The following is a 17,914-nucleotide window of genomic DNA, read 5'->3' as shown; positions in this document are numbered from 1 at the left end:
CGGTCCATTGCTCCGACATCACTGAACACAACAGAAAGGGCTTGCGCATGGGCGCACGTATCATTGGCACTGGTTCCGCTGTGCCGCCGACCCGTCTCACGAATGCGGACATGGAAAAACGCGTCGCCACCAGCAATGACTGGATCGTTTCGCGCACCGGCATTGAAGAACGACGGGCGATGAAACAGCGCGAAGATATTCTCGATTTGATGCACGAAGCGAGCGTACAGGCGTTGCAAGCCTCTGGATTAAAAGCCAGTGATTTACAAGCCATCGTGGTTGCCACAGTTTCTGGCGATTATTATTTCCCTTCAACTGGATGTTTGTTGCAGGCGCGCCTTGGTATCGACACCGTTCCAGCCTTTGATGTAAACGCGGCGTGCGCTGGATTTGTCTATGGAATGTCGGTTGTCCACAGCTATGCCAAGAGCGGTGAATATGGTCGCATGCTTTTGGTCGGGGCTGATGCGCTGAGCCAGATGGTGAATTGGGAAGATCGCTCTACCTGTGTGTTATTTGGCGACGGAGCAGGAGCAATCGTTCTGGATGTGCAGCCTGGTGATCGTGGACTGCTCAGTACAGTGATCGAATCCAGTGGATCACTATGGAATTTACTCTACGTTCGCTCTGGTCACCGTCAGGCGTTCGACCAAGAAGGGTCGCACCCCAAAGAGTGGGGTATTCAGATGAAAGGGCCGGAGTTGTTCAAGGTCGCGGTACGCTCATTATCTGATGTTGCGAGCAAGGCACTGGAGCGTGCAGGGCTGGGGGCGAGTGATATGCATCTCATGATTCCTCATCAAGCCAACCTGCGTATTATCAAAGCCGTGGCTGAGCGTATGGGGGTCGGGATGGATAAAGTTTATTGCAACGTGCAGCAGTTCGGCAACACGTCTGCAGCATCCATTCCTATCGCGCTTGATGAAGCCGTTCGTCAAGGCAAGATCCGTGACAATGACATCGTGGTTTTGAATGCCTGTGGTGGCGGATTGACGTGGGGAGCCTCGGTCGTGCGGTGGTAACCCGTGCCACCTACGGATTCTCTGTTGTCTCCCGCAGTTGCAGCCCTTGTACAGAAACGCTTGCTGTTTTTTGTTGGTAAGGGCGGGGTCGGTAAAACGACCGTCGCCGCAAGCGTGGCCTTGGCGTTCTCACGCTACGGAAAAAAGACCCTTCTTATCGAATTTGATGAGAATACTCGTGCAGCGCGATTGTTGGGCTTCCCTGCTCTCCATAACGAACATCGAGCACCACGCGAGTTCTCGCCTTCACTCTCTGTGCTTTCCACTGGCGGTGCAGTTGCGCTGGAAGAATACTTACAGTTGATCATTCCGGTGAAACCTCTCCTGCGGGCTATCGTCGAAAGTCGTGCGTATCAGTATTTTGTTGCAGCAGCTCCAGGACTGAAAGAATTGCTGACCATGGGAAAGGTTTGGTACGAAGAACGCAAGCGCGATCCTCATACCGAACAGCCGTTGTGGGATATGCTGCTGGTCGATTTACCAGCGACTGGCCACAGCCTCCAGTATCTGCACATGCCACACGCAGCCCACGAAGCATTCGGTGGAATTGTCGGTTACGAATCTGATCGTATCTTATCATTACTCCGAGACAGAGAAAAAACCGCGATCAATTTTGTCACAACGGCAGATGAGCTGGCCGTGAGTGAGACGCAAGATGCGTATCAGCAAGTCGCGCAAGAACTTCGCTTGCCAATTGGCGCGTTATTCATTAACCGCCTCCACCAAGCTCCACTACGTGCTCAAGCCATTGCAGCTCTGAGAGCACAGCTCTCAGTCTCACAGGCTGAGCAGTCCCTGGTGGAACAATTGCTTAAGTGTGGTCAGGAAGAGGCAGCATTAACTGAAGCGCAACAACTACGGTTACAACCTCTCAACGACCTGCCACTGCCGGTGCTTCATCTTCCGCTCGTGCCAGCCGCAAAGTTTGAGGTCACTTCTGTCGAGCAGCTTTCTTTCTCGGTGATTCCATCATCGGTGGGGAAGACCACCTCTACCACCAACAAAAGAAAAAAACCCAAGTCAGTGACACCCCAGCATTCATGAAAGAAAAATCGCGGCCAACGGACCTCTCCTCTGTGATCGCAGATCATCGTGTGGTGGTTTGTGTTGGCAGTGGCGGCGTAGGCAAAACGACCACTGCCGCCTCACTTGCGTTATGGGGAGCGCTTTCTGGACGCCAAACTGCAGTCGTGACGATCGATCCAGCGAAGCGGTTGGCCGATTGCTTTGGCATTGATCCGACTAATGCACAAGGGAAACCGGTTCCGTCCGAGACGTTTCGAGCGTACGGGTTGAACCCGAGTGGAACGCTTACCGCTTTACTCATTGATCAACCGAGTGCATGGGATGCCGCCATTGCTCGTTATGCACCAACGATCGAGATTCGTGAGCGCATCCTCGCCAATCGTTTTTATCAAGGCTTATCTCGCACCTTTGCGGGATCACATGAATATATTGCCCTCGATACCCTCGCATCGCTCGTCCAACAGGGAACATATGACCTCATTGTGGTCGACACCCCCCCGGCTCGCCAGGCCCTCGATTTTCTTGAAGCACCGCAACGATTGCAGCGATTTCTTGATAGTCGGGCGCGTAAATGGTTTGTGCGTCCGGCTGGTGGGTGGAGCATCTTCTCGGCAATGAATAAAACCACAGCCTTTCTGTTGCGCAAAATCGAGGAAGCGACCGGAATTTCCGCCTTAGCCGAAATCTCTGATTTCTTTACCACGATGCAAGGGATGTTCGATGATTTCGGCGAACGTTTTCAGCGAGTCAGTGCTTTGCTGGCAAGCGAGGAAACGGCTTTTGTCCTTGTTTCTACACTGGAGGAAGAAGTCCTCACTGAAGCAACACAATTTCTCACTGACCTTGATCGCCTCACCATTGCCCTGAAAGCAGTGATCTTCAACCGTACGCACGCAGACGTGGATGCGCGGATTGCTGAAGAGCAGATAGGAAGCGCATTGGTTGAGCAACTGTCTCGTGCTGTCACGTCTACTGCCACTGACACGCAGGCACAAGAATGGCTAGTCAAAAACTTTCTTGCGCATCAAACCCTTGCGCAGGGAGAAACAATTCGCTTCACCCAGTTCGCCGAGCAGTTGTCGTCAACCACACCACTTATTCGCGTTCCAGTGTTCCCTGAGTTTCCGGGGGATTTTCGTGGCCTGATCAATTTGGCTTCCCATCTTTTTCCGACGACAGCACCCCCAAAGCCACGGCGAAAGCACAAAGACAAATAAAAAGAGGTACATTCGCTGTACCTCTGCAAACTTCGCCAATGCCTGGTCAATCGCCAATACGCCTAATTTTTACTACCCAAGAAGCGCCGACCGCACGAGCTCGGTATCAAGGTATTCCTGCATCGCTTGAATCTTGCCGTTGGTGATCCGCCAGACACGACAATAGGTATTGTTGTAATCTTTGCCGTCTTTCGTCCGTGCAACTCCACGGGATTGTTCAGCGACGAAATCTCCCTCGGCAATCAGATTCTCGATCGTCACCTTGATTGTGCCGTTGCCCTCGAGTCGCGCGCCAAGGGCATTGCGCAACCCCTTCAACACCTTCTGCTTTCCCTGAATCGGGGGAATGGCCGCACCCATAACACTTAAGGTGATATTCTCGTCGGCGTCGGTCATGAATCCTTCTAAGTCCCCTCGGCTGATCGCGGCGATTGCGCGTCGCACCACTTCTTTGTTCTGGTCACGTACTTGTTCGGGCGTCATGTCCCCTCCTTTATAAGGCACCGGACCGCATCTTTGGACGGCGGTTGCTAATATTTGCGCGGCTCTCCACCGTTCACTTTGACGCGAATCGGCTGACCGAGGCTAATTTGCCCTTTGTCGATGCGGAGAGAAAACCCGCAGGTGGGATTATTACACGCCCAGGTTTTGAAAGGAATATCGTTTCCTTGTGGCCCGTAGTCAGATAATGGGAGGAGGACTCCTTTATGGCAACTTTGGCAGTGTGGCCATTCTCTTGCTGACATGGGGGTCTCCTTTTGCCTCTGTAGGTGCAGTCTTGTGAAGCTCTATTATTATTACTCTTCTAAGGCTGAACGCGACACATGAAGGCCTGGATCTTTCATCACCGGGGCTCCGCCTTGATTCGGATCAAGAAAGGCAAGAACCCGCTCTCCGGAATTTTTGTTCATCCATCGTCGCAGGCGCTGTTCAAGAAACAAATGCAAATGATGCGCTTTGCGTAATTGCTCCACCACTTCCTCAGCACTTCTCCCCGCAAGTGGTTGGGAATCAATGATTTTCTTTCGCCTCCGCTTTCTTGCAACCGCCCGCGTTGGCTGTCGTGCCGGCACTGGATGATAGGTCCCGTCCTCCTTGCGGTACGCAAGCCATATCGAGGAAGTGCTCTCACGCACGATGCGTAAAGTTTGGGATTCATTCTCCCAGTATTGCTGTTGTCGATCACTTCCGTAATACAGCGTTTCAGAAGGGAGCGAAGTGCGGCCCATATTTTCTCCGTTGGTTCACAAGAACCAACACGCAACCTTTCACCTAGTATAAAGCGAAAGATTTACGAAAAGAAAGACAGGATAGGGCAGAAGGGAAAATTTTCTACAAATTTCTGCAGCGTAGACCCAACGGGCGTCGAGCCAGGAAGAGGAAAAATCACGCACTGGCAATGCGCAGATGCTGCGCTTGTGTACGATACGGTTCCGGCAACTGAGGGCGTGGTGCTTGTCCCCACAATCCTTCAATATTGTAGAATTGGCGGGCTGTTTCATAAAAGACATGGGCAATGACATCTCCGCAGTCAATGAGGACCCACTGACCGTGGGTAAACCCTTCAATTGCAAGTGGCTTGGTCTTAGCTTTGGCCAGCACTTCTTCTATCGCGCGACAGATGGCCTGGACTTGGATGTCCGACCGTCCCGTACACACAACAAAATACTCAGCAATCGTCGTAGACTCTCCGACTTCAAGGATTACGAGATCGTAGGCTTTCTTGTCGAGTGCCGCTTGTGCACACAAGAGAGCTTTTTCCCAGCTCTCAGGATTTCTCAATGCTCTGACTCCTCTTGTTTATAAAGGTCGTGCTCACTGATGTAGGTATGCACAGCCGCAGGAACAAGGTAACGAAGGGATTTGCCTTGTAACGCAAGCTGACGGACCTGTGAGGCAGAAATGCTTAGTCCCTGAATCTCGTAAAAAGCGAGGCAACAACCAGAAGCGTGACAATACATCTTCGTGGCGGGATCGTACCAAAGCATTGTTTGCAGAGCAACAGGAAGAATCTGATCAATTGGCGGTACCGACACCCCAGGACGAGAGGTCACAATCATATTACATAGGGCAGGAATGAGCGGATACTCTTTCCAGGTATGAATTTCGCGAAAGGCATCAAAACCTAAGATAAAGAACAACGAAGAGGAGGGTAGATCCATGCGAAACCGACGGATCGTATCAATCGAGTATGATGGCCCTGAGCGTTCAAGTTCGCTTGCCGAAGGAAAAAAGTATGGGTTATCGGCAATGGCAAGCTCTACCATTTTGAAACGATGAACGGCAGAGACGAGCCCGTGGCTACTTTTATGTGGTGGCTGAGCGGCAGGCACGAAATAGATACGGTCAAGCGCGAAGGCTTCACGGATCTCTTCGGCGCTACGCAGATGACCGAGATGGATCGGATTAAACGTCCCACCAAGAATGCCAACTCTTAGGGTGCGATTCTCCGATACGGGTTTCACAGCATTGAGATCTGCCAAATCCCTGTTCCCCATTTTGTCACTTGGCCAGTCTCCTTCTGACTTGCTGAATTCTCTATTCCCGTATCTGTCCGTTACCTTGAATGACATATTTATAGGTTGTAAGTTCGCGTACGCCCATCGGGCCGCGGGCATGCAAGCGGTTAGTTGAGATGCCGACTTCTGCGCCAAAGCCGAATTCATAACCATCAGTGAAACGCGTCGAAGCATTGGCGTAGACAGTTGCAGAATCGACTTCAGCCAAGAACCGGCGAACATGCGAGTAATTCTCACTGACAATCGCGTCGGCGAGTCCAGAGCCATTGTGGTGAATAAAATCTAACGCTTCATCGAGAGAATCAACGATTTTGACGGCAAGAATTAAGTCGAGATACTCTGTCCGCCAGTCGTGGTCGGTTGCAGCTTTGACTTGAGGGGTAAGCTGTTGTGTCCGCTCACACCCTCGCACTTCAACCCCAGCTTTTTCCAGATCAGCAATGAAGCCGGGGAGAAACTGTGGCGCTATGGATTTATGTACGAGCAGATTTTCCATAGCGTTGCACACCCACGGACGTTGCACTTTTGCGTTCATACAAATCGTTGCCGCTTTAGCAAGGTCAGCGTCTACATCAACATATGTGTGACAAATACCAGAAAAGTGTTGGATGACCGGAACCGCCGAACGTTCAGTGACAGCACGAATAAGTTCTTCTCCGCCCCGGGGAATAATCACATCGACGAATTGCTCCTGCCGGAGCAGCGCGGCAACAGCTTGGCGATCAGTTGACCGGATCAACTGGATCGATACTTCTGGTAGCCCTGCGCTGACTGCCGCGGACGTGAGAATATCAGTGATCGCACCATTCGTGCGGAAGGCTTCGGATCCACCTTTGAGGATGACGGCATTGCCAGCTTTCAGAGCGAGTCCTGCAGCATCGGCGGTAACATTGGGACGTGATTCATAGATAACCCCTACCACGCCAAGGGGAATACGCACCTGGCCAATCTCTAGCCCATTTGGCCGTCGCCACTGGCTGATCGTTTCTCCCACAGGGTCTGGGATGTCAGCGATGAGTTCGAGTCCTTTAGCCATCGCATCTATACGCGCTTCTGTCAGTGTAAGACGGTCAAGCATGGCAGACGACAAACCATTCTTTCGCCCGGTTTCAACATCTTGGAGATTCGCTGCCAACAAGGGACCGCTGTTCTGACGCAACTGCGTAGCTGCAGCACGAAGCGCTTGATTCTTGACGGGGGTTGGCGTGCGGGCAACAACCCGAGCAGCTTTCTTGGCGGCTTGGCAGAGGGAAACGACCATCTGTTCAATGTCCATAGCGATTTCCTTTTCAGACGGCATGAGATTATCGCCTTGGAAATGTCACCCTGAACGAGGTGAAGGGTCTCTCAGAGAGATTCCTCGCTTCACTCAGAATGACAGTACCGAACGATACATCGTAAAGTGCACAAAGGTCATATCTTCCTGTTTACAGAAGAGCGAGATCATCGCGGTGAATGACTTCGTCACTCACTTTATAACCAAGAATCTGCTCAATCTGGCTGGTCTTGGTCCCTTTTATCCGTGCCAGGGCATCAGAACTGTAGTTGACCAACCCACGCGCAAATGCGCGGCCGAGATCATCAAAACAGGTCACGCACTCTCCCTCACTAAATGTGCCTCTGACCTCACGGACACCAGGGGACAAGAGACTCCGCCCTCGTTCACGAATGGCAGTACACGCCCCAGGATCAACAATCAAATCGCCCGCTGGTTTGAGGATATAGGCAATCCAGTGTTTACGACTCGTTAAGCGATCGGCTTCTGGCAGAAACAGCGTGCCCGTCTCCTTCGTCACATCAAAGACCGCGGCAAGTGTGTGTGTTTGCCGACCATCGGCCACGATCGTGGGGATACCAGAGACTGCAGCTTTCTGCGCTGCCTGTAATTTGGACAGCATTCCGCCCCGACCGAGCGCCCCTACCCCACCAGCTTGGGCAAACACGTCGTTATCGACTTTCTCAATCAGGGAGACTAACTGTGCATCAGCGTGGGCTCGCGGGTCTTTATTGTAGAGTCCAGCAACGTCGCTGAGAATGACTAGCAGATCAGCTTCCACGAGGACAGCCACCAGAGCTGAGAGATTATCGTTATCACCGAACTGAATCTCTTCTACTGCAACAGTATCATTCTCGTTAACGATCGGCAGAACTTTTGCCTCAAGCAGAGTTAACATCGTGTGTTTTGCATTCAGGTAGCGTCTCCTGTTCGCCAGATCGTCATGCGTCAATAGAATCTGCGCGACATGCACCTCGTGTTGAGAAAAATATCGTTCATACAGAGCCATCAAGGCAATTTGGCCCACGGCAGCGGCGGCTTGTTTGCCAGGAATGGTCTTGGGGCGAGTCTTCATGCCTAACCGACTCATGCCCGAGGCCACTGCACCGGAAGTGACAAGAATGACCTCGTTGCCTCGGTGACGCAGATCGGCGAGGTCGTGAACCAGGCGAATAACACTTTCTTGTTGAATGCCATCGGCAGTCGAGAGCACACTGCTTCCGACTTTGATCACGACACGACGCGCACGATGAAGAATCCGCATTTTATGCGCATGCTGGAGCATGACTATTCCCACGGTATTGGTTCAAAACGCGGTGTCGGCGGCACTGCAGATTGAGGAGCAGCCTGCACCCGCTGCAACTCCAGTTCTTGCACAATGCGATCAAGCAACGGCTTCAGCCCTTCTCTGGTAGCAGCCGATATCGCGAATGCGTCTACGCCACGTCGCGCAAAGGCCTCTAGGACCTCGGGAAAACGTTCGCGCGTCGTTGGCAGATCGATTTTGGTGATCACCAAAATCTGCTTGCGTCCCCCGAGTTCATCGCCAAAGCACGTTAATTCATGGTTGATGACATCATAATCGTGCAAGGGATCGCGCTCCGGGTCTGAGATATCGAGTAAATGGACAAGCAGTGAGGTACGGGAAAGATGACGCAGGAAACGAATACCCAATCCATGTCCTTCGTGTGCACCTTCGATCAGACCAGGAACATCGGCCATGACGAAGGATTTTTCTTCACTGTAACGAACCACCCCTAAGTTCGGAGTAAGAGTAGTAAAGGGATAATCTGCGATCCGCGGGCGGGCGGCAGAAACTGTGGAAATAAGGGTGGATTTTCCCGCATTGGGAAATCCAACTAGCCCCACATCAGCAAGCAGCCGCAACTCAAGCACAATCGTTCGTTCTTCCCCTGGTATTCCTGGTTGGGCGAAGCGTGGAGCTCGGTTCGTTGAAGTGGCAAAAAAGGCATTACCCTTCCCCCCTTTTCCCCCTTTCGCGACAATCACCTCAACTCCAGGGGTATTGAGATCGGCAAGGAGTTCTCCAGAGGTTTCGTCCTTCACAAGCGTCCCTTGTGGTACACGAATGACGAGGGGCGCTCCATTCTTGCCATGCTGGTCTTTGCCGCGACCATTTTCACCTGCGTCTGCCCGCAGATGCTTATGAGCAGTGAGGTCAACCAGAGTGCTCAATTGTGGGTCGACACGAAAGATCACGCTGCCACCGTCCCCACCGTTTCCTCCAGCCGGACCACCCTTTGGGCGATATTTTTCGCGCAAGAACGCAACGCAGCCGCGTCCACCATCACCGGCTTTTACATGGAGCCGTATTTCATCAACAAAGTGCATAACAACAGAAAGAGCCCCAAGCGGGGCTCTCATAAGGAAGACTCATTTAAGGGAGACCAGGGCCTCTGGTCTCCCCTGAGGGTGTACGTTATTGAACTGCGGCTGGTGCAGCGGCTGACTGCGGATAAACACTTACGCGTTTGCGATCTTTACCAACACGTTCATACTGAACGACACCTTCAATCTTCGAGAAGATGGTAAAATCGCGCCCCATACCGACATTCAATCCAGGATGGATACGGGTCCCAAGCTGGCGCACGATGATGTTCCCAGCCCGGGCAACCTGACCAGCATACAACTTAATACCACGGCGTTGGCCTGGACTATCTCGACCGTTCCTGGTCGACCCTTGTCCTTTTTTATGAGCCATGGCTTATCCTCCCATATTAATAGATTTAATTTGCACCGCAGTGAAATGTTGTCGATGTCCACGTTGGCGACTGTAATTCTTCCGTCGTTTTTTCTTGAACACGAGAATCTTTTTTTCCTTCCCATGTTCAACGATACGAGCAGAGACAGTCACTCCAGAGACAAGCGGAGTGCCCACTTGTACAGCCCCTTCAGATGAAGTCAGCAACACTTCAGAAAAGGTAATATCGCCACCTTTTTCTCCAGGGAGCGATTCTACTCGCAGTAACTCTCCTGGAGTCACGCGATATTGTTTCCCACCTGTGCGAATAACAGCATACGGCATGAGTCTCACCTATGTGAGCCGCTGGTTTCTGTCAACGACCCGACGAAATTTGAATTGAGAACAATACGTTTAACGGTTTTCGGCTGCAAGTGCCTGGCGGATATAATCAGGGATAGGAATCGGTCGGCCATCGTTTCCGACAAACACGACCGTAATTTTCCCACTTATACAGTTTCGCTTCTCTTTGAAAACTTCAATAACGAACGAAATCGATGTCGTGCCCATCCGTTCCGGTTCGATATGAACAGCAAGTTCATCATCGACCGAGATCATCTCATGAAAAGTTGCTTTAACTTCCTTTCGCGGTAAACCAAACTCTCTCTCATGTTCTCGGAACGGTATCCCGGCACGACGGAACAACTCCCACTCAGCTATTTCAAAATAGCGGAAAGCCGCAGTATAGTGAATGCGGCCCGAAGCATCGGTATCGACCCAGCGGACGCGTATTTTCTCGACGTGTTTCAGCACGATCTATCACTCAGGTAGAGGAAAATACCGCGTCTCCAGATCACCAGATCACTTGATGCGCCGAGCTTAACGTTGAATACGTTGCCGGGACGACGCTTGTTTCGGCCCATTCTCTTGGCGACCACTTGCCGCAGTCGCCGATGTTTCATGCTGTTGCAGAATCACGAGCGAGGAAAGTCCCTTGCCACTGATATCGAGAGTAGCAAGCTTCTCTAAGAAAGACTGCTTCTTGGCCTCAACAACGGGGTCCACAGGGGCAGGTTGCTCTTCTCGTGCCGCAACATCGACATCTTCTGCGCGTTCAGAAAATGGGTTGACAAAGACTCCCTCTTTCAACAGCTCGAAATGCAGATGAGGGCCGGTCGCAAGACCAGTCGAACCAACATAACCAAGAACACGCCCTTGCTCGACTTCTGATCCTTCCTCTATACCTGCGGCAAAACTTTGGAGGTGTGCGTACGCTGTTTCGTAAGGTCCGGGGTGATCAACTGTAACCAGATTCCCGTATCCAGACTTGCGTCCAACGAAAGTGATTTTTCCCTTAGCTACAGAATAAACAGGTGTCCCATATGGGGCAGAAAAATCAATCCCGTTGTGACGGCGAGCGCGGTGCAAGATAGGGTGAACACGGGACTCAGAGAACGATGAAGATATACGTGAGAACTCCAAGGGAAAACGAAGAAATTTCTGTCCTTCGCTTTCTATCTCAAGGCCTTGTCCACGATATTTTTCTTCAAAGCGCTTTCTCCGTAGCACCTCTCGCTCTTCTGAAATCGAAAATGCAGTGAACGTCTGTCCGCCATTCAATAACTCAGCGGCAAGGACAGTTTTGTATTCGACGATCTTTCGCCCGCGTTGAACAGCTTCGACCAGAATCTTAAAGGAGTCCCCTGTCCGCAAATCAGAAAGATCGACATCCCATTCCAGGTTGACGACATTCTTCACCAACTGTTCTGGCAATCCGGTTTTCTTGAGAGACTTGGACAGTCCTTTTTCCACACGCCCACCTAAGACAATCCAAACAGGTTGGAGCGGCGGCTGGATCCGTGAGGCTGAGATCTGTTTTGCATTTTTTCGTTCAAGAATGAGTTGTAATTCTTCTTCTGGAGCTAGACTGACCATTCTCAGTCCAGGACTGTCTATATCTTGGGAAAAGGACAACTCCAATACTTGTCCGGGTTTGAGCCTCTGAAACTCAGAAAGCTTCCGAGCTGCGGTCGTCCACTGGCTCATTTCTTTTCTTGGAACTTTCACCTCTTTCAGTATTTTTTCCAGAGTCTGATTACGTTTGACGTGGTACGACAGATGTTCAGGGTAGGAGACAACTGACTCCTCCTTAGGAGGCGTCAGTTTTGGTATGGGAAGAGGAACCGGGGTGATAGCTGCAGTGAGAATTGGAGCCGAACTTTTTGGTGTCGCGTTCGCTAGCTCCCGCTTCACATCTTCAGGGCTACGAAGTGCTACTCCAACCAGCCCTTTTTCGTCTTTCTGCTTACTTTGCTTGCTCGGCTTTGTGGAAGGAAGCGAAAACCCACGAAAGCCGTTCTTGGCAACCTGCCATTTGATGGTCGCAAAATTCTGTTCGCTGAGAGGAGCTGGATTTTTCCCGCTTGTATCTTGTGACGCTACAATCTTCTGCGACTCTGGTAGCGGCTGCAAAAGCAGCTTCGCGTCAATTTCGGTCTCGACTGTAATCCACCGTTCTCCAGTTGAGGATTCACTCTGGAGGCTATGACTTTGGGTCGCGGAAACAAGAGCTGGAGACTCGTGACCGGTAGCTTTACCAGACTCTTCATTCTTGAAGGTCTTTGCCACTGTTGGAGAGCCATTCCCTGGCCGGTTAGCAAGGGATGACGGACTTCCTTCAGCATTACGCACCTCAATAAGGCGCTGCTTCAACTGTTGCGTGATCTTCTTTTTTTCTACCGTTGGGTCAACTGCGGAATTCGCGGTACGAACAACCAGGCTCAAAAGGAACAGTGTCAGAATAGGTGCAAAGATAAGAAGTTGGATATGGCCAGACTGCTGAGCCAGAAGGGTGCGTATCCTCGCTTGGACAACATACCTCATACCTCACCCCCGGATGCAGAAATTTTCTTTTGGTCACCACAACCCCACCCCTGGACTTCTCTCCTGGAAAGAAGAATGCCCTACCCTGCCAGCTATGGCACAAAATGTCAAGTGAAATCCGACCTACCTCCCAGGTCCTCACCCTGGAGCGGTTGAGTTGCAAGCATAGCAGTGGTAGTAGTGCACCCAGTGAAAAAAATTTTTATTCTCTGCGTACTTGGCCTTATTTTGGCCAGTGGAATCACCGTCTGGTATGCGCATAATTTTCTGATCACGCCCGGGCCACCACTCCAGCAACCTGTCGTCGTTCTTGTACCGAAGGGCATCTCACTCCGTGCGATTTCCCAGGAACTAGTTGAAAAGGGGTTAGTCACCAATAGCACCTTGTTCTCCTGGTGGGCACGGTGGACTGGAGCTGATCGTAAAATCAAAACTGGCGAGTATGAGTTCACCGAAGCTCTCTCACCGATAGAGCTCTTAGAGCGCCTGCAGATAGGGCAAGGCCTCGGGGTAGTTGTTACGATCCCAGAGGGATACACGTTTAGACAGATTGTGACAGCACTAAGTGAGAAAGGGCTCGCGGCAGAAGAAAGTTTCTTCTGCCTCAACTCCGACCCTGTATTCTTGGAGACATGGGGGCTCCCACCACACGGGATGGAAGGGTACCTGTTCCCTGATACCTATTACTTCTCTCGCTTTGCCTCAGCCGAGGAGATTCTCGAAATCATTATTAAACGCTTCTATAGCGTCGTCCAGCCGGATATGTATCGGCGGGCAGATAGCTTGAATTTCTCACTCCATCAGGTTGTGACATTAGCCTCACTGGTTGAGAAAGAAACCGGATTCCCTCCAGAACGGCCCTTAGTTTCTGCTGTGTTGCATAATCGCTTACGTAAGGGGATTCTGCTCCAATGCGATCCCACGGTGACCTACGGGATAGAAGACTTTGATGGCAACCTGACACGCCAACATCTGCGCACGTTCACCCCTTACAATACCTACGTCATCCGCGGCTTGCCTCCAGGACCAATTGCAAACCCAGGCCTCAAGTCTCTCCAGGCTGCTTTGCACCCTGCCGATGAAGACTACCTCTACTTTGTGGCAAAGGGTGACGGCTCGCACCAGTTTTCTTCAGACCTGACTTCCCATAACCGTGCAGTCCAACGGTATCAAAAAAGGCAGCGTTCGTGACTGAGTCTCCAGATCAACTGCTTACGCAAACCAGGCAACGGCTGGTTCGGCAGCGACAGATCAACGGCTTGGGAGTGATGCTCCCGATCGCGATCGCCCTTGTCTGGTGCTGTGGGATACTCGTTGACCTTCTCGCACTTCCACGGTTACTTATCCTCGGTCCTCTCGTCATGCTTGGTACCTGGCTCGCGCTCCTCGCTCGACACACAAAGCGGTCGGTGGAACAAGACCTTGCCGCAACCCTCATCGACGAAAAGACCGATAGCAAAGACCGATTTCTCACTTTTTCCACGGCGTCATCGACACAAACCAGCTCCCCGCTATTCCCCATTCTTCAAGGCCAAGTAGCACAGAAAGCGGCTGCGTTTCATCCGGACCGTGATGTGCCATTTCAGCTCGATCGACGCGTGCTTGTTTCTTGGGTTGGATCTACGCTGTGTACTCTTGCTTTGATCGTCCTTTCCTCACTTTTTACCCCAACAGGAGATATTGAAGCGTCGATTCCGACCTCTCTGCCTTCTATTACCGAACAAGAAATTCAGAAGCTTGAAGAAGCAGCTCGTCGATTGACACGGCAAGGAGCACCGCCACAGGAACAAGCTGCAGGCCAACAACTGCGTTCTCTGGCAGAGAAACTCAAAGACCCAACGCTATCCCAAGAGGAAAAGCAGCAGCTGATTGAAGAGACACAGAAGAAAATTCAGCTCTCCATGCCGCAGATACTGCCTTTTGATCTCAAAATTTTTGCCAATGACAGCAAAAATGACTCAGGAGACGGGAACCAGAGCGAAAAACAGAAACAGGACGGCAAATCATCAGGAAAATCGAATGATCCGAGCGAACAGGGAAAAGGCACCTCATCCTCGGGGAGCGGAGAGCAACAACAGCAGCAACCGGGAACACAAGAGACGAAACAATCTGACAACAAGAACCAGCCACAGCCGAAAGAGAGTGGCGGGGGAATAAAATTTAATCAACCTCAACAGCAGAGTGGAGAAAAGAAAGAGGATAGAGGACAAGGACCAGGTGAGCAGCAACAGTCAGCGCAAAATCAGGCGCCCAATAGCAACACGCCAGGAAGTGACCCCAATCGGCCTGGTGGACAGGACCAGTCGAATCAAGATCAGGAAAAGAAAGGCGAAACTCCGAATCCGCAGCAATCAGGACAAGGGGAAGGTGGGAAAGGTCCAACGAGTGGTGGACGCGGTGAGCGTTTCTCTCAACCTGGCGAGCAACCGGGAGGCTTTCTGACCAAAGATGCACGCTTTGTGAAGGTTCGGATACCGACAGGTAATGAACCGCAAGGAAAAGGGGATACGCTTACAGACAACGACGACGCTGCCCAACCTAAGACACCGTACAGCAATGCTCCGCTAAAGGACGCACCAGCTAGTGAAATTCAACCAAAACAACCCATACCATTAGAGTACCGTACAATTCTCAAGTGACATATGCCAACACCAGAAGAACGAGTGAAAGAATTCCGACGGTTCTTTACCGCCATTGAAGAAGAAGTCGGACGAGTGATCGTCGGCCAGCGTGCGGCAGTCAGGAAAGTGCTCACCGCCTTTTTCGCGAGTGGTCATGTGTTGATCGAGGGGGTTCCTGGCCTCGGTAAGACCCTCATGGTCAAATCGCTGAGCCAGGCACTCGGACTGACATTCAAGCGCATCCAGTTCACTCCAGACTTGATGCCATCCGACATTGTTGGCACTCAACTACTAGCCGACAGTGCAGGGGCACGCCATTTTGAGTTTAAGCGCGGTCCGATCTTCGCCAACATTGTCTTAGCTGATGAGGTAAACCGGGCGACACCCAAAACGCAATCCGCCCTGTTAGAAGCAATGGAAGAACAACAAGTGACCGTTTTTGGAGAAACGCATGCACTTGATTCACCGTTCTTCGTCTTGGCCACACAAAACCCGATTGAAATTGAAGGGACGTATCCACTGCCAGAAGCGCAGCTCGACCGCTTTTTGTTTAAATTAATTATCCAACCACCAAACTCAGTTGAATTAACCGAGATTCTCGCACGTACGACCGCTGGGTCACGCTATCAAATCCGTCAAGTCCTGCCGTCTGACCGCGCCCACCTGCTGGTGGAAGAGCTGAAACTGCTCGTGCGCGAAGTGTTACTGGCTCCCCCATTGGGCATGTATATCGCCCGTCTTATTGCTGCAGCAACTCCTGGCACAGAGCAGGGCAGCATTCCCGAAGTCACACAGTATCTTCGCTTCGGGCCAGGACCACGAGGGGCTCAAGCGCTCGTCCTTGGTGCAAAAGTTAACGCCTTGCTCGACAACCGCGTGAACGTCAGTTTTGAGGATATCGCTGACGTCACCCTACCAGCCCTACGTCACCGTTGTCTCCTCAACTTCCAGGCCGAAGCAGAAAATGTGACGGCAGATCAAATTATTGACCTCCTCTTGAAAAGAATCCCTAAGAAATAGGGTAAATCTCGCCCCATACAAGCCGATACCCACAAAGACTGCATAAGCGCTGTCACTGTGGAGCGTGCCGAGGACCAATGAGGGGGTACTCAGCGTATCACGCTGGCATTCGGCAACTACGAAGATCACTGCGGTCTTTCCCTAGAGGGTCTGAGTTGTTAAGGGAAGCCCCAGGCATCCAGAGCTCCCAAAGCGTGGAAAGAAGGACATAGACATGCCAGCCGCAAAGTCAGCAAAGGCTCGACGGAACGAGGGATCTTCCTCGTCGACTACAAGCAGCAGTCGTATCGTCAGTGTACGACGCTTTATTGCCACCCTGGCGTTGCCCATTGCCGGATTGAATTATTTGCTGCTTGTCGGAAGTAATTTCAGTCTCCCGCTGATTTTCCTCTTTCTCATAGCAGCCGCAATTGTCGGGTTTCTTCTCGCTGCCGGAGAAGGTCAGACTGTCGAAGAACAGTCGAAAAAAGACGAAGACCTCCTACCAGCACTCTTTGCCTCGTCACCCGACGCACTTTTTCTTCTTGAGCCCCTCAGTGGTGAGATTGTCGACGCGAATTCCCGCGCGCTCGAACTATTTGAAGCGGCAAGCAAAGACGAACTGGTGGGAGTGGAATTTAGCAGCCTACAACGAGTTCGCTTGACAGACGAAAAGGCGCTGGAAGTCCTCACGAGTACCAACAAGCAAGGACGATGGGCGAAGGAGGCGACATACACAACTCGGCGCGGCAAAGAACTGTGGGGCGAATTAGTGATCAAAGAATTCCGTCGTGCCCAGCAGCCGTTTCTGTTGGCACGCGTGATCGATATTACCGAGCACAAGCGGCGAGAAGAAAAAGCTGCGCAAGACAAAGAAACAGTGGAGACGGCCAATGCTGCCAAAGCGGAGTTCCTGGCGGATCTCAGCCAACGCCTCCTGCTGTCAGTTGGTGGGACATTACAAACGACAGGCTTGTTACGCGATACCCAACTGACTCCTGAACAGAAACAATATACAGAACTTGGCCGCCAAGCAGCAGACGCGCTGTTAACAACAGTCAATGACATTCTCGACTTCGGCAACTTCGAGTCAGGCAAGCTCTCACTTGAACCCATTGCGTTTGATCTGCGCACAACAATCGAGGAATCGATTGGGCGCTTTACCAAGCACGCTGAAAATATCGGCGTCGAATTGACATGCCTCATGTCACATGATGTGCCAACCCCATTATGGGGAGACCCTGGACGATTGCGGCAGGTGTTTACCAATATCATTGAAAATGCGCTCGCGAGTCCCTCCCCTGGCAGCGTGACCATCCGTGGCATGATGACGCACCGTGCACCAACGTGTGTCACTTTTCGTTTCTCCGTCACTGCCCCTGGGTTTGAACTCTCGCAACTCGCCCCGCTATTTCCGCTCTCTGCACCAAACACAACGTTGACTCGGATCCAACGCAGCCAGTGGCTGGGGTTAGCGGTGAGTAAGAACCTGGTGAAGTTAGGCGGTGGCAGGAAACAACTTACCGCAATAGTGATTGACCGGAGTGGAGAGCCTCTGCACAAGAGCAGGGATGAGAGACGAGACCATTGTGTGCTGGCTTCGGTCTAAGTATCGAAGTCTGGTCGAAGAGCTGGATGAACGCGGGCGAC

General features: G+C 51.8%; 19 protein-coding genes. 7 read left to right on the top strand and 12 right to left on the bottom strand.

What is annotated here, in order from left to right; all coding sequences use genetic code 11:
* Nucleotides 1-47: 47 nt before the first annotated feature.
* Genes FJ147_03355 through FJ147_03345 form a run of 3 tightly spaced genes read left to right on the top strand, consistent with a single transcriptional unit; the run spans nt 48 to nt 3,265 of the window.
* On the top strand, nt 48-1,022 hold the full coding sequence (locus FJ147_03355; protein ID MBM4254915.1) for a ketoacyl-ACP synthase III: 975 nt from the start codon (nt 48-50) through the stop codon (nt 1,020-1,022).
* Between the two features lie 3 nt (nt 1,023-1,025).
* Nucleotides 1,026-2,066, top strand: a complete 1,041-nt coding sequence (locus tag FJ147_03350; GenBank protein ID MBM4254914.1) for an ArsA family ATPase — start codon at nt 1,026-1,028, stop codon at nt 2,064-2,066.
* Nucleotides 2,063-3,265 carry an ArsA family ATPase gene (locus tag FJ147_03345; GenBank protein MBM4254913.1) on the top strand — a complete coding sequence of 401 codons (1,203 nt, stop codon included), beginning with the start codon at nt 2,063-2,065 and terminating at the stop codon, nt 3,263-3,265. The genes FJ147_03350 and FJ147_03345 overlap by 4 nt, the downstream gene beginning before the upstream one ends.
* Before the next feature lie 72 nt (nt 3,266-3,337).
* Here FJ147_03345 and FJ147_03340 read toward each other — a convergent pair whose 3' ends face one another.
* The 12 genes from FJ147_03340 to FJ147_03285 all read right to left on the bottom strand — a co-directional run bounded on the left by FJ147_03340 (nt 3,338) and on the right by FJ147_03285 (nt 12,644).
* Nucleotides 3,338-3,748, bottom strand: a complete 411-nt coding sequence (locus FJ147_03340; protein ID MBM4254912.1) for a hypothetical protein — start codon at nt 3,746-3,748, stop codon at nt 3,338-3,340.
* A 47-nt stretch (nt 3,749-3,795) separates the two neighbouring features.
* Complete coding sequence (locus tag FJ147_03335; GenBank protein MBM4254911.1) at nt 3,796-4,011, bottom strand: hypothetical protein; 216 nt, start codon at nt 4,009-4,011, stop codon at nt 3,796-3,798.
* A 51-nt stretch (nt 4,012-4,062) separates the two neighbouring features.
* Complete coding sequence (locus FJ147_03330; protein MBM4254910.1) at nt 4,063-4,494, bottom strand: hypothetical protein; 432 nt, start codon at nt 4,492-4,494, stop codon at nt 4,063-4,065.
* 157 nt (nt 4,495-4,651) lie between these two features.
* Entirely contained in the window at nt 4,652-5,047 is a 396-nt protein-coding gene (gene rsfS, locus FJ147_03325; protein ID MBM4254909.1) for a ribosome silencing factor, read from the bottom strand.
* The gene (locus tag FJ147_03320) at nt 5,044-5,763 is read right to left on the bottom strand and encodes a nicotinate-nucleotide adenylyltransferase (GenBank protein MBM4254908.1); all 720 of its coding nucleotides are present in this window, start codon (nt 5,761-5,763) and stop codon (nt 5,044-5,046) included. Before FJ147_03320 ends, rsfS begins: the two co-directional genes overlap by 4 nt.
* Nucleotides 5,764-5,803: 40 nt before the next feature.
* Nucleotides 5,804-7,060, bottom strand: coding sequence for a glutamate-5-semialdehyde dehydrogenase (locus tag FJ147_03315; GenBank protein ID MBM4254907.1), 1,257 nt, complete (start codon nt 7,058-7,060; stop codon nt 5,804-5,806).
* 151 nt (nt 7,061-7,211) lie between these two features.
* Nucleotides 7,212-8,345: a glutamate 5-kinase gene (gene proB, locus FJ147_03310; protein ID MBM4254906.1), complete on the bottom strand. Its 1,134-nt coding sequence runs from the start codon at nt 8,343-8,345 to the stop codon at nt 7,212-7,214.
* A gap of 2 nt (nt 8,346-8,347) precedes the next feature.
* Complete coding sequence (gene obgE, locus FJ147_03305) at nt 8,348-9,412, bottom strand: GTPase ObgE (protein MBM4254905.1); 1,065 nt, start codon at nt 9,410-9,412, stop codon at nt 8,348-8,350.
* An 88-nt stretch (nt 9,413-9,500) separates the two neighbouring features.
* Complete coding sequence (locus FJ147_03300; GenBank protein MBM4254904.1) at nt 9,501-9,782, bottom strand: 50S ribosomal protein L27; 282 nt, start codon at nt 9,780-9,782, stop codon at nt 9,501-9,503.
* A gap of 3 nt (nt 9,783-9,785) precedes the next feature.
* Entirely contained in the window at nt 9,786-10,106 is a 321-nt protein-coding gene (gene rplU, locus FJ147_03295; protein ID MBM4254903.1) for a 50S ribosomal protein L21, read from the bottom strand.
* Nucleotides 10,107-10,175: 69 nt separating this feature from the next.
* A complete protein-coding gene (locus FJ147_03290) occupies nt 10,176-10,577 on the bottom strand; it encodes an acyl-CoA thioesterase (protein ID MBM4254902.1) in 402 nt (133 codons plus the stop codon).
* Between the two features lie 63 nt (nt 10,578-10,640).
* Nucleotides 10,641-12,644 carry a hypothetical protein gene (locus tag FJ147_03285; GenBank protein MBM4254901.1) on the bottom strand — a complete coding sequence of 668 codons (2,004 nt, stop codon included), beginning with the start codon at nt 12,642-12,644 and terminating at the stop codon, nt 10,641-10,643.
* Nucleotides 12,645-12,809: 165 nt separating this feature from the next.
* Here FJ147_03285 and mltG point away from each other — a divergent pair, with 165 nt between their 5' ends.
* The 4 genes from mltG to FJ147_03265 all read left to right on the top strand — a co-directional run bounded on the left by mltG (nt 12,810) and on the right by FJ147_03265 (nt 17,873).
* On the top strand, nt 12,810-13,835 hold the full coding sequence (mltG, locus tag FJ147_03280) for an endolytic transglycosylase MltG (GenBank protein ID MBM4254900.1): 1,026 nt from the start codon (nt 12,810-12,812) through the stop codon (nt 13,833-13,835).
* Nucleotides 13,832-15,283, top strand: a complete 1,452-nt coding sequence (locus FJ147_03275; protein ID MBM4254899.1) for a hypothetical protein — start codon at nt 13,832-13,834, stop codon at nt 15,281-15,283. The genes mltG and FJ147_03275 overlap by 4 nt, the downstream gene beginning before the upstream one ends.
* Before the next feature lie 3 nt (nt 15,284-15,286).
* On the top strand, nt 15,287-16,285 hold the full coding sequence (locus FJ147_03270) for an AAA family ATPase (protein ID MBM4254898.1): 999 nt from the start codon (nt 15,287-15,289) through the stop codon (nt 16,283-16,285).
* A gap of 214 nt (nt 16,286-16,499) precedes the next feature.
* Nucleotides 16,500-17,873: a PAS domain S-box protein gene (locus FJ147_03265; protein ID MBM4254897.1), complete on the top strand. Its 1,374-nt coding sequence runs from the start codon at nt 16,500-16,502 to the stop codon at nt 17,871-17,873.
* Nucleotides 17,874-17,914: the final 41 nt, after the last annotated feature.

The sequence above is a fragment of the Deltaproteobacteria bacterium genome (assembly GCA_016874775.1).
Lineage (GTDB): Bacteria > Desulfobacterota > Binatia > Bin18 > Bin18 > VGTJ01.
The sequence above is the reverse complement of the archived record's forward strand: the minus strand, read 5'-3'. Positions and strand labels throughout refer to the sequence as shown.

Bases quoted from the DNA above. Each gene is read 5' to 3' on its own strand.
- FJ147_03345 (MBM4254913.1), top strand. From the start codon at position 2,063: ATGAAAGAAAAATCGCGGCCAACGGACCTCTCCTCTGTGATCGCAGAT.
- rplU (MBM4254903.1), bottom strand. From the start codon at position 10,106: ATGCCGTATGCTGTTATTCGCACAGGTGGGAAACAATATCGCGTGACT.
- obgE (MBM4254905.1), bottom strand. From the start codon at position 9,412: ATGCACTTTGTTGATGAAATACGGCTCCATGTAAAAGCCGGTGATGGT.
- FJ147_03270 (MBM4254898.1), top strand. From the start codon at position 15,287: ATGCCAACACCAGAAGAACGAGTGAAAGAATTCCGACGGTTCTTTACC.
- FJ147_03315 (MBM4254907.1), bottom strand. From the start codon at position 7,060: ATGGACATTGAACAGATGGTCGTTTCCCTCTGCCAAGCCGCCAAGAAA.
- FJ147_03355 (MBM4254915.1), top strand. From the start codon at position 48: ATGGGCGCACGTATCATTGGCACTGGTTCCGCTGTGCCGCCGACCCGT.
- FJ147_03320 (MBM4254908.1), bottom strand. From the start codon at position 5,763: ATGGGGAACAGGGATTTGGCAGATCTCAATGCTGTGAAACCCGTATCG.
- proB (MBM4254906.1), bottom strand. From the start codon at position 8,345: ATGCTCCAGCATGCGCATAAAATGCGGATTCTTCATCGTGCGCGTCGT.
- FJ147_03335 (MBM4254911.1), bottom strand. From the start codon at position 4,011: ATGTCAGCAAGAGAATGGCCACACTGCCAAAGTTGCCATAAAGGAGTC.
- FJ147_03330 (MBM4254910.1), bottom strand. From the start codon at position 4,494: ATGGGCCGCACTTCGCTCCCTTCTGAAACGCTGTATTACGGAAGTGAT.
- FJ147_03300 (MBM4254904.1), bottom strand. From the start codon at position 9,782: ATGGCTCATAAAAAAGGACAAGGGTCGACCAGGAACGGTCGAGATAGT.
- FJ147_03265 (MBM4254897.1), top strand. From the start codon at position 16,500: ATGCCAGCCGCAAAGTCAGCAAAGGCTCGACGGAACGAGGGATCTTCC.
- FJ147_03340 (MBM4254912.1), bottom strand. From the start codon at position 3,748: ATGACGCCCGAACAAGTACGTGACCAGAACAAAGAAGTGGTGCGACGC.
- FJ147_03285 (MBM4254901.1), bottom strand. From the start codon at position 12,644: ATGAGGTATGTTGTCCAAGCGAGGATACGCACCCTTCTGGCTCAGCAG.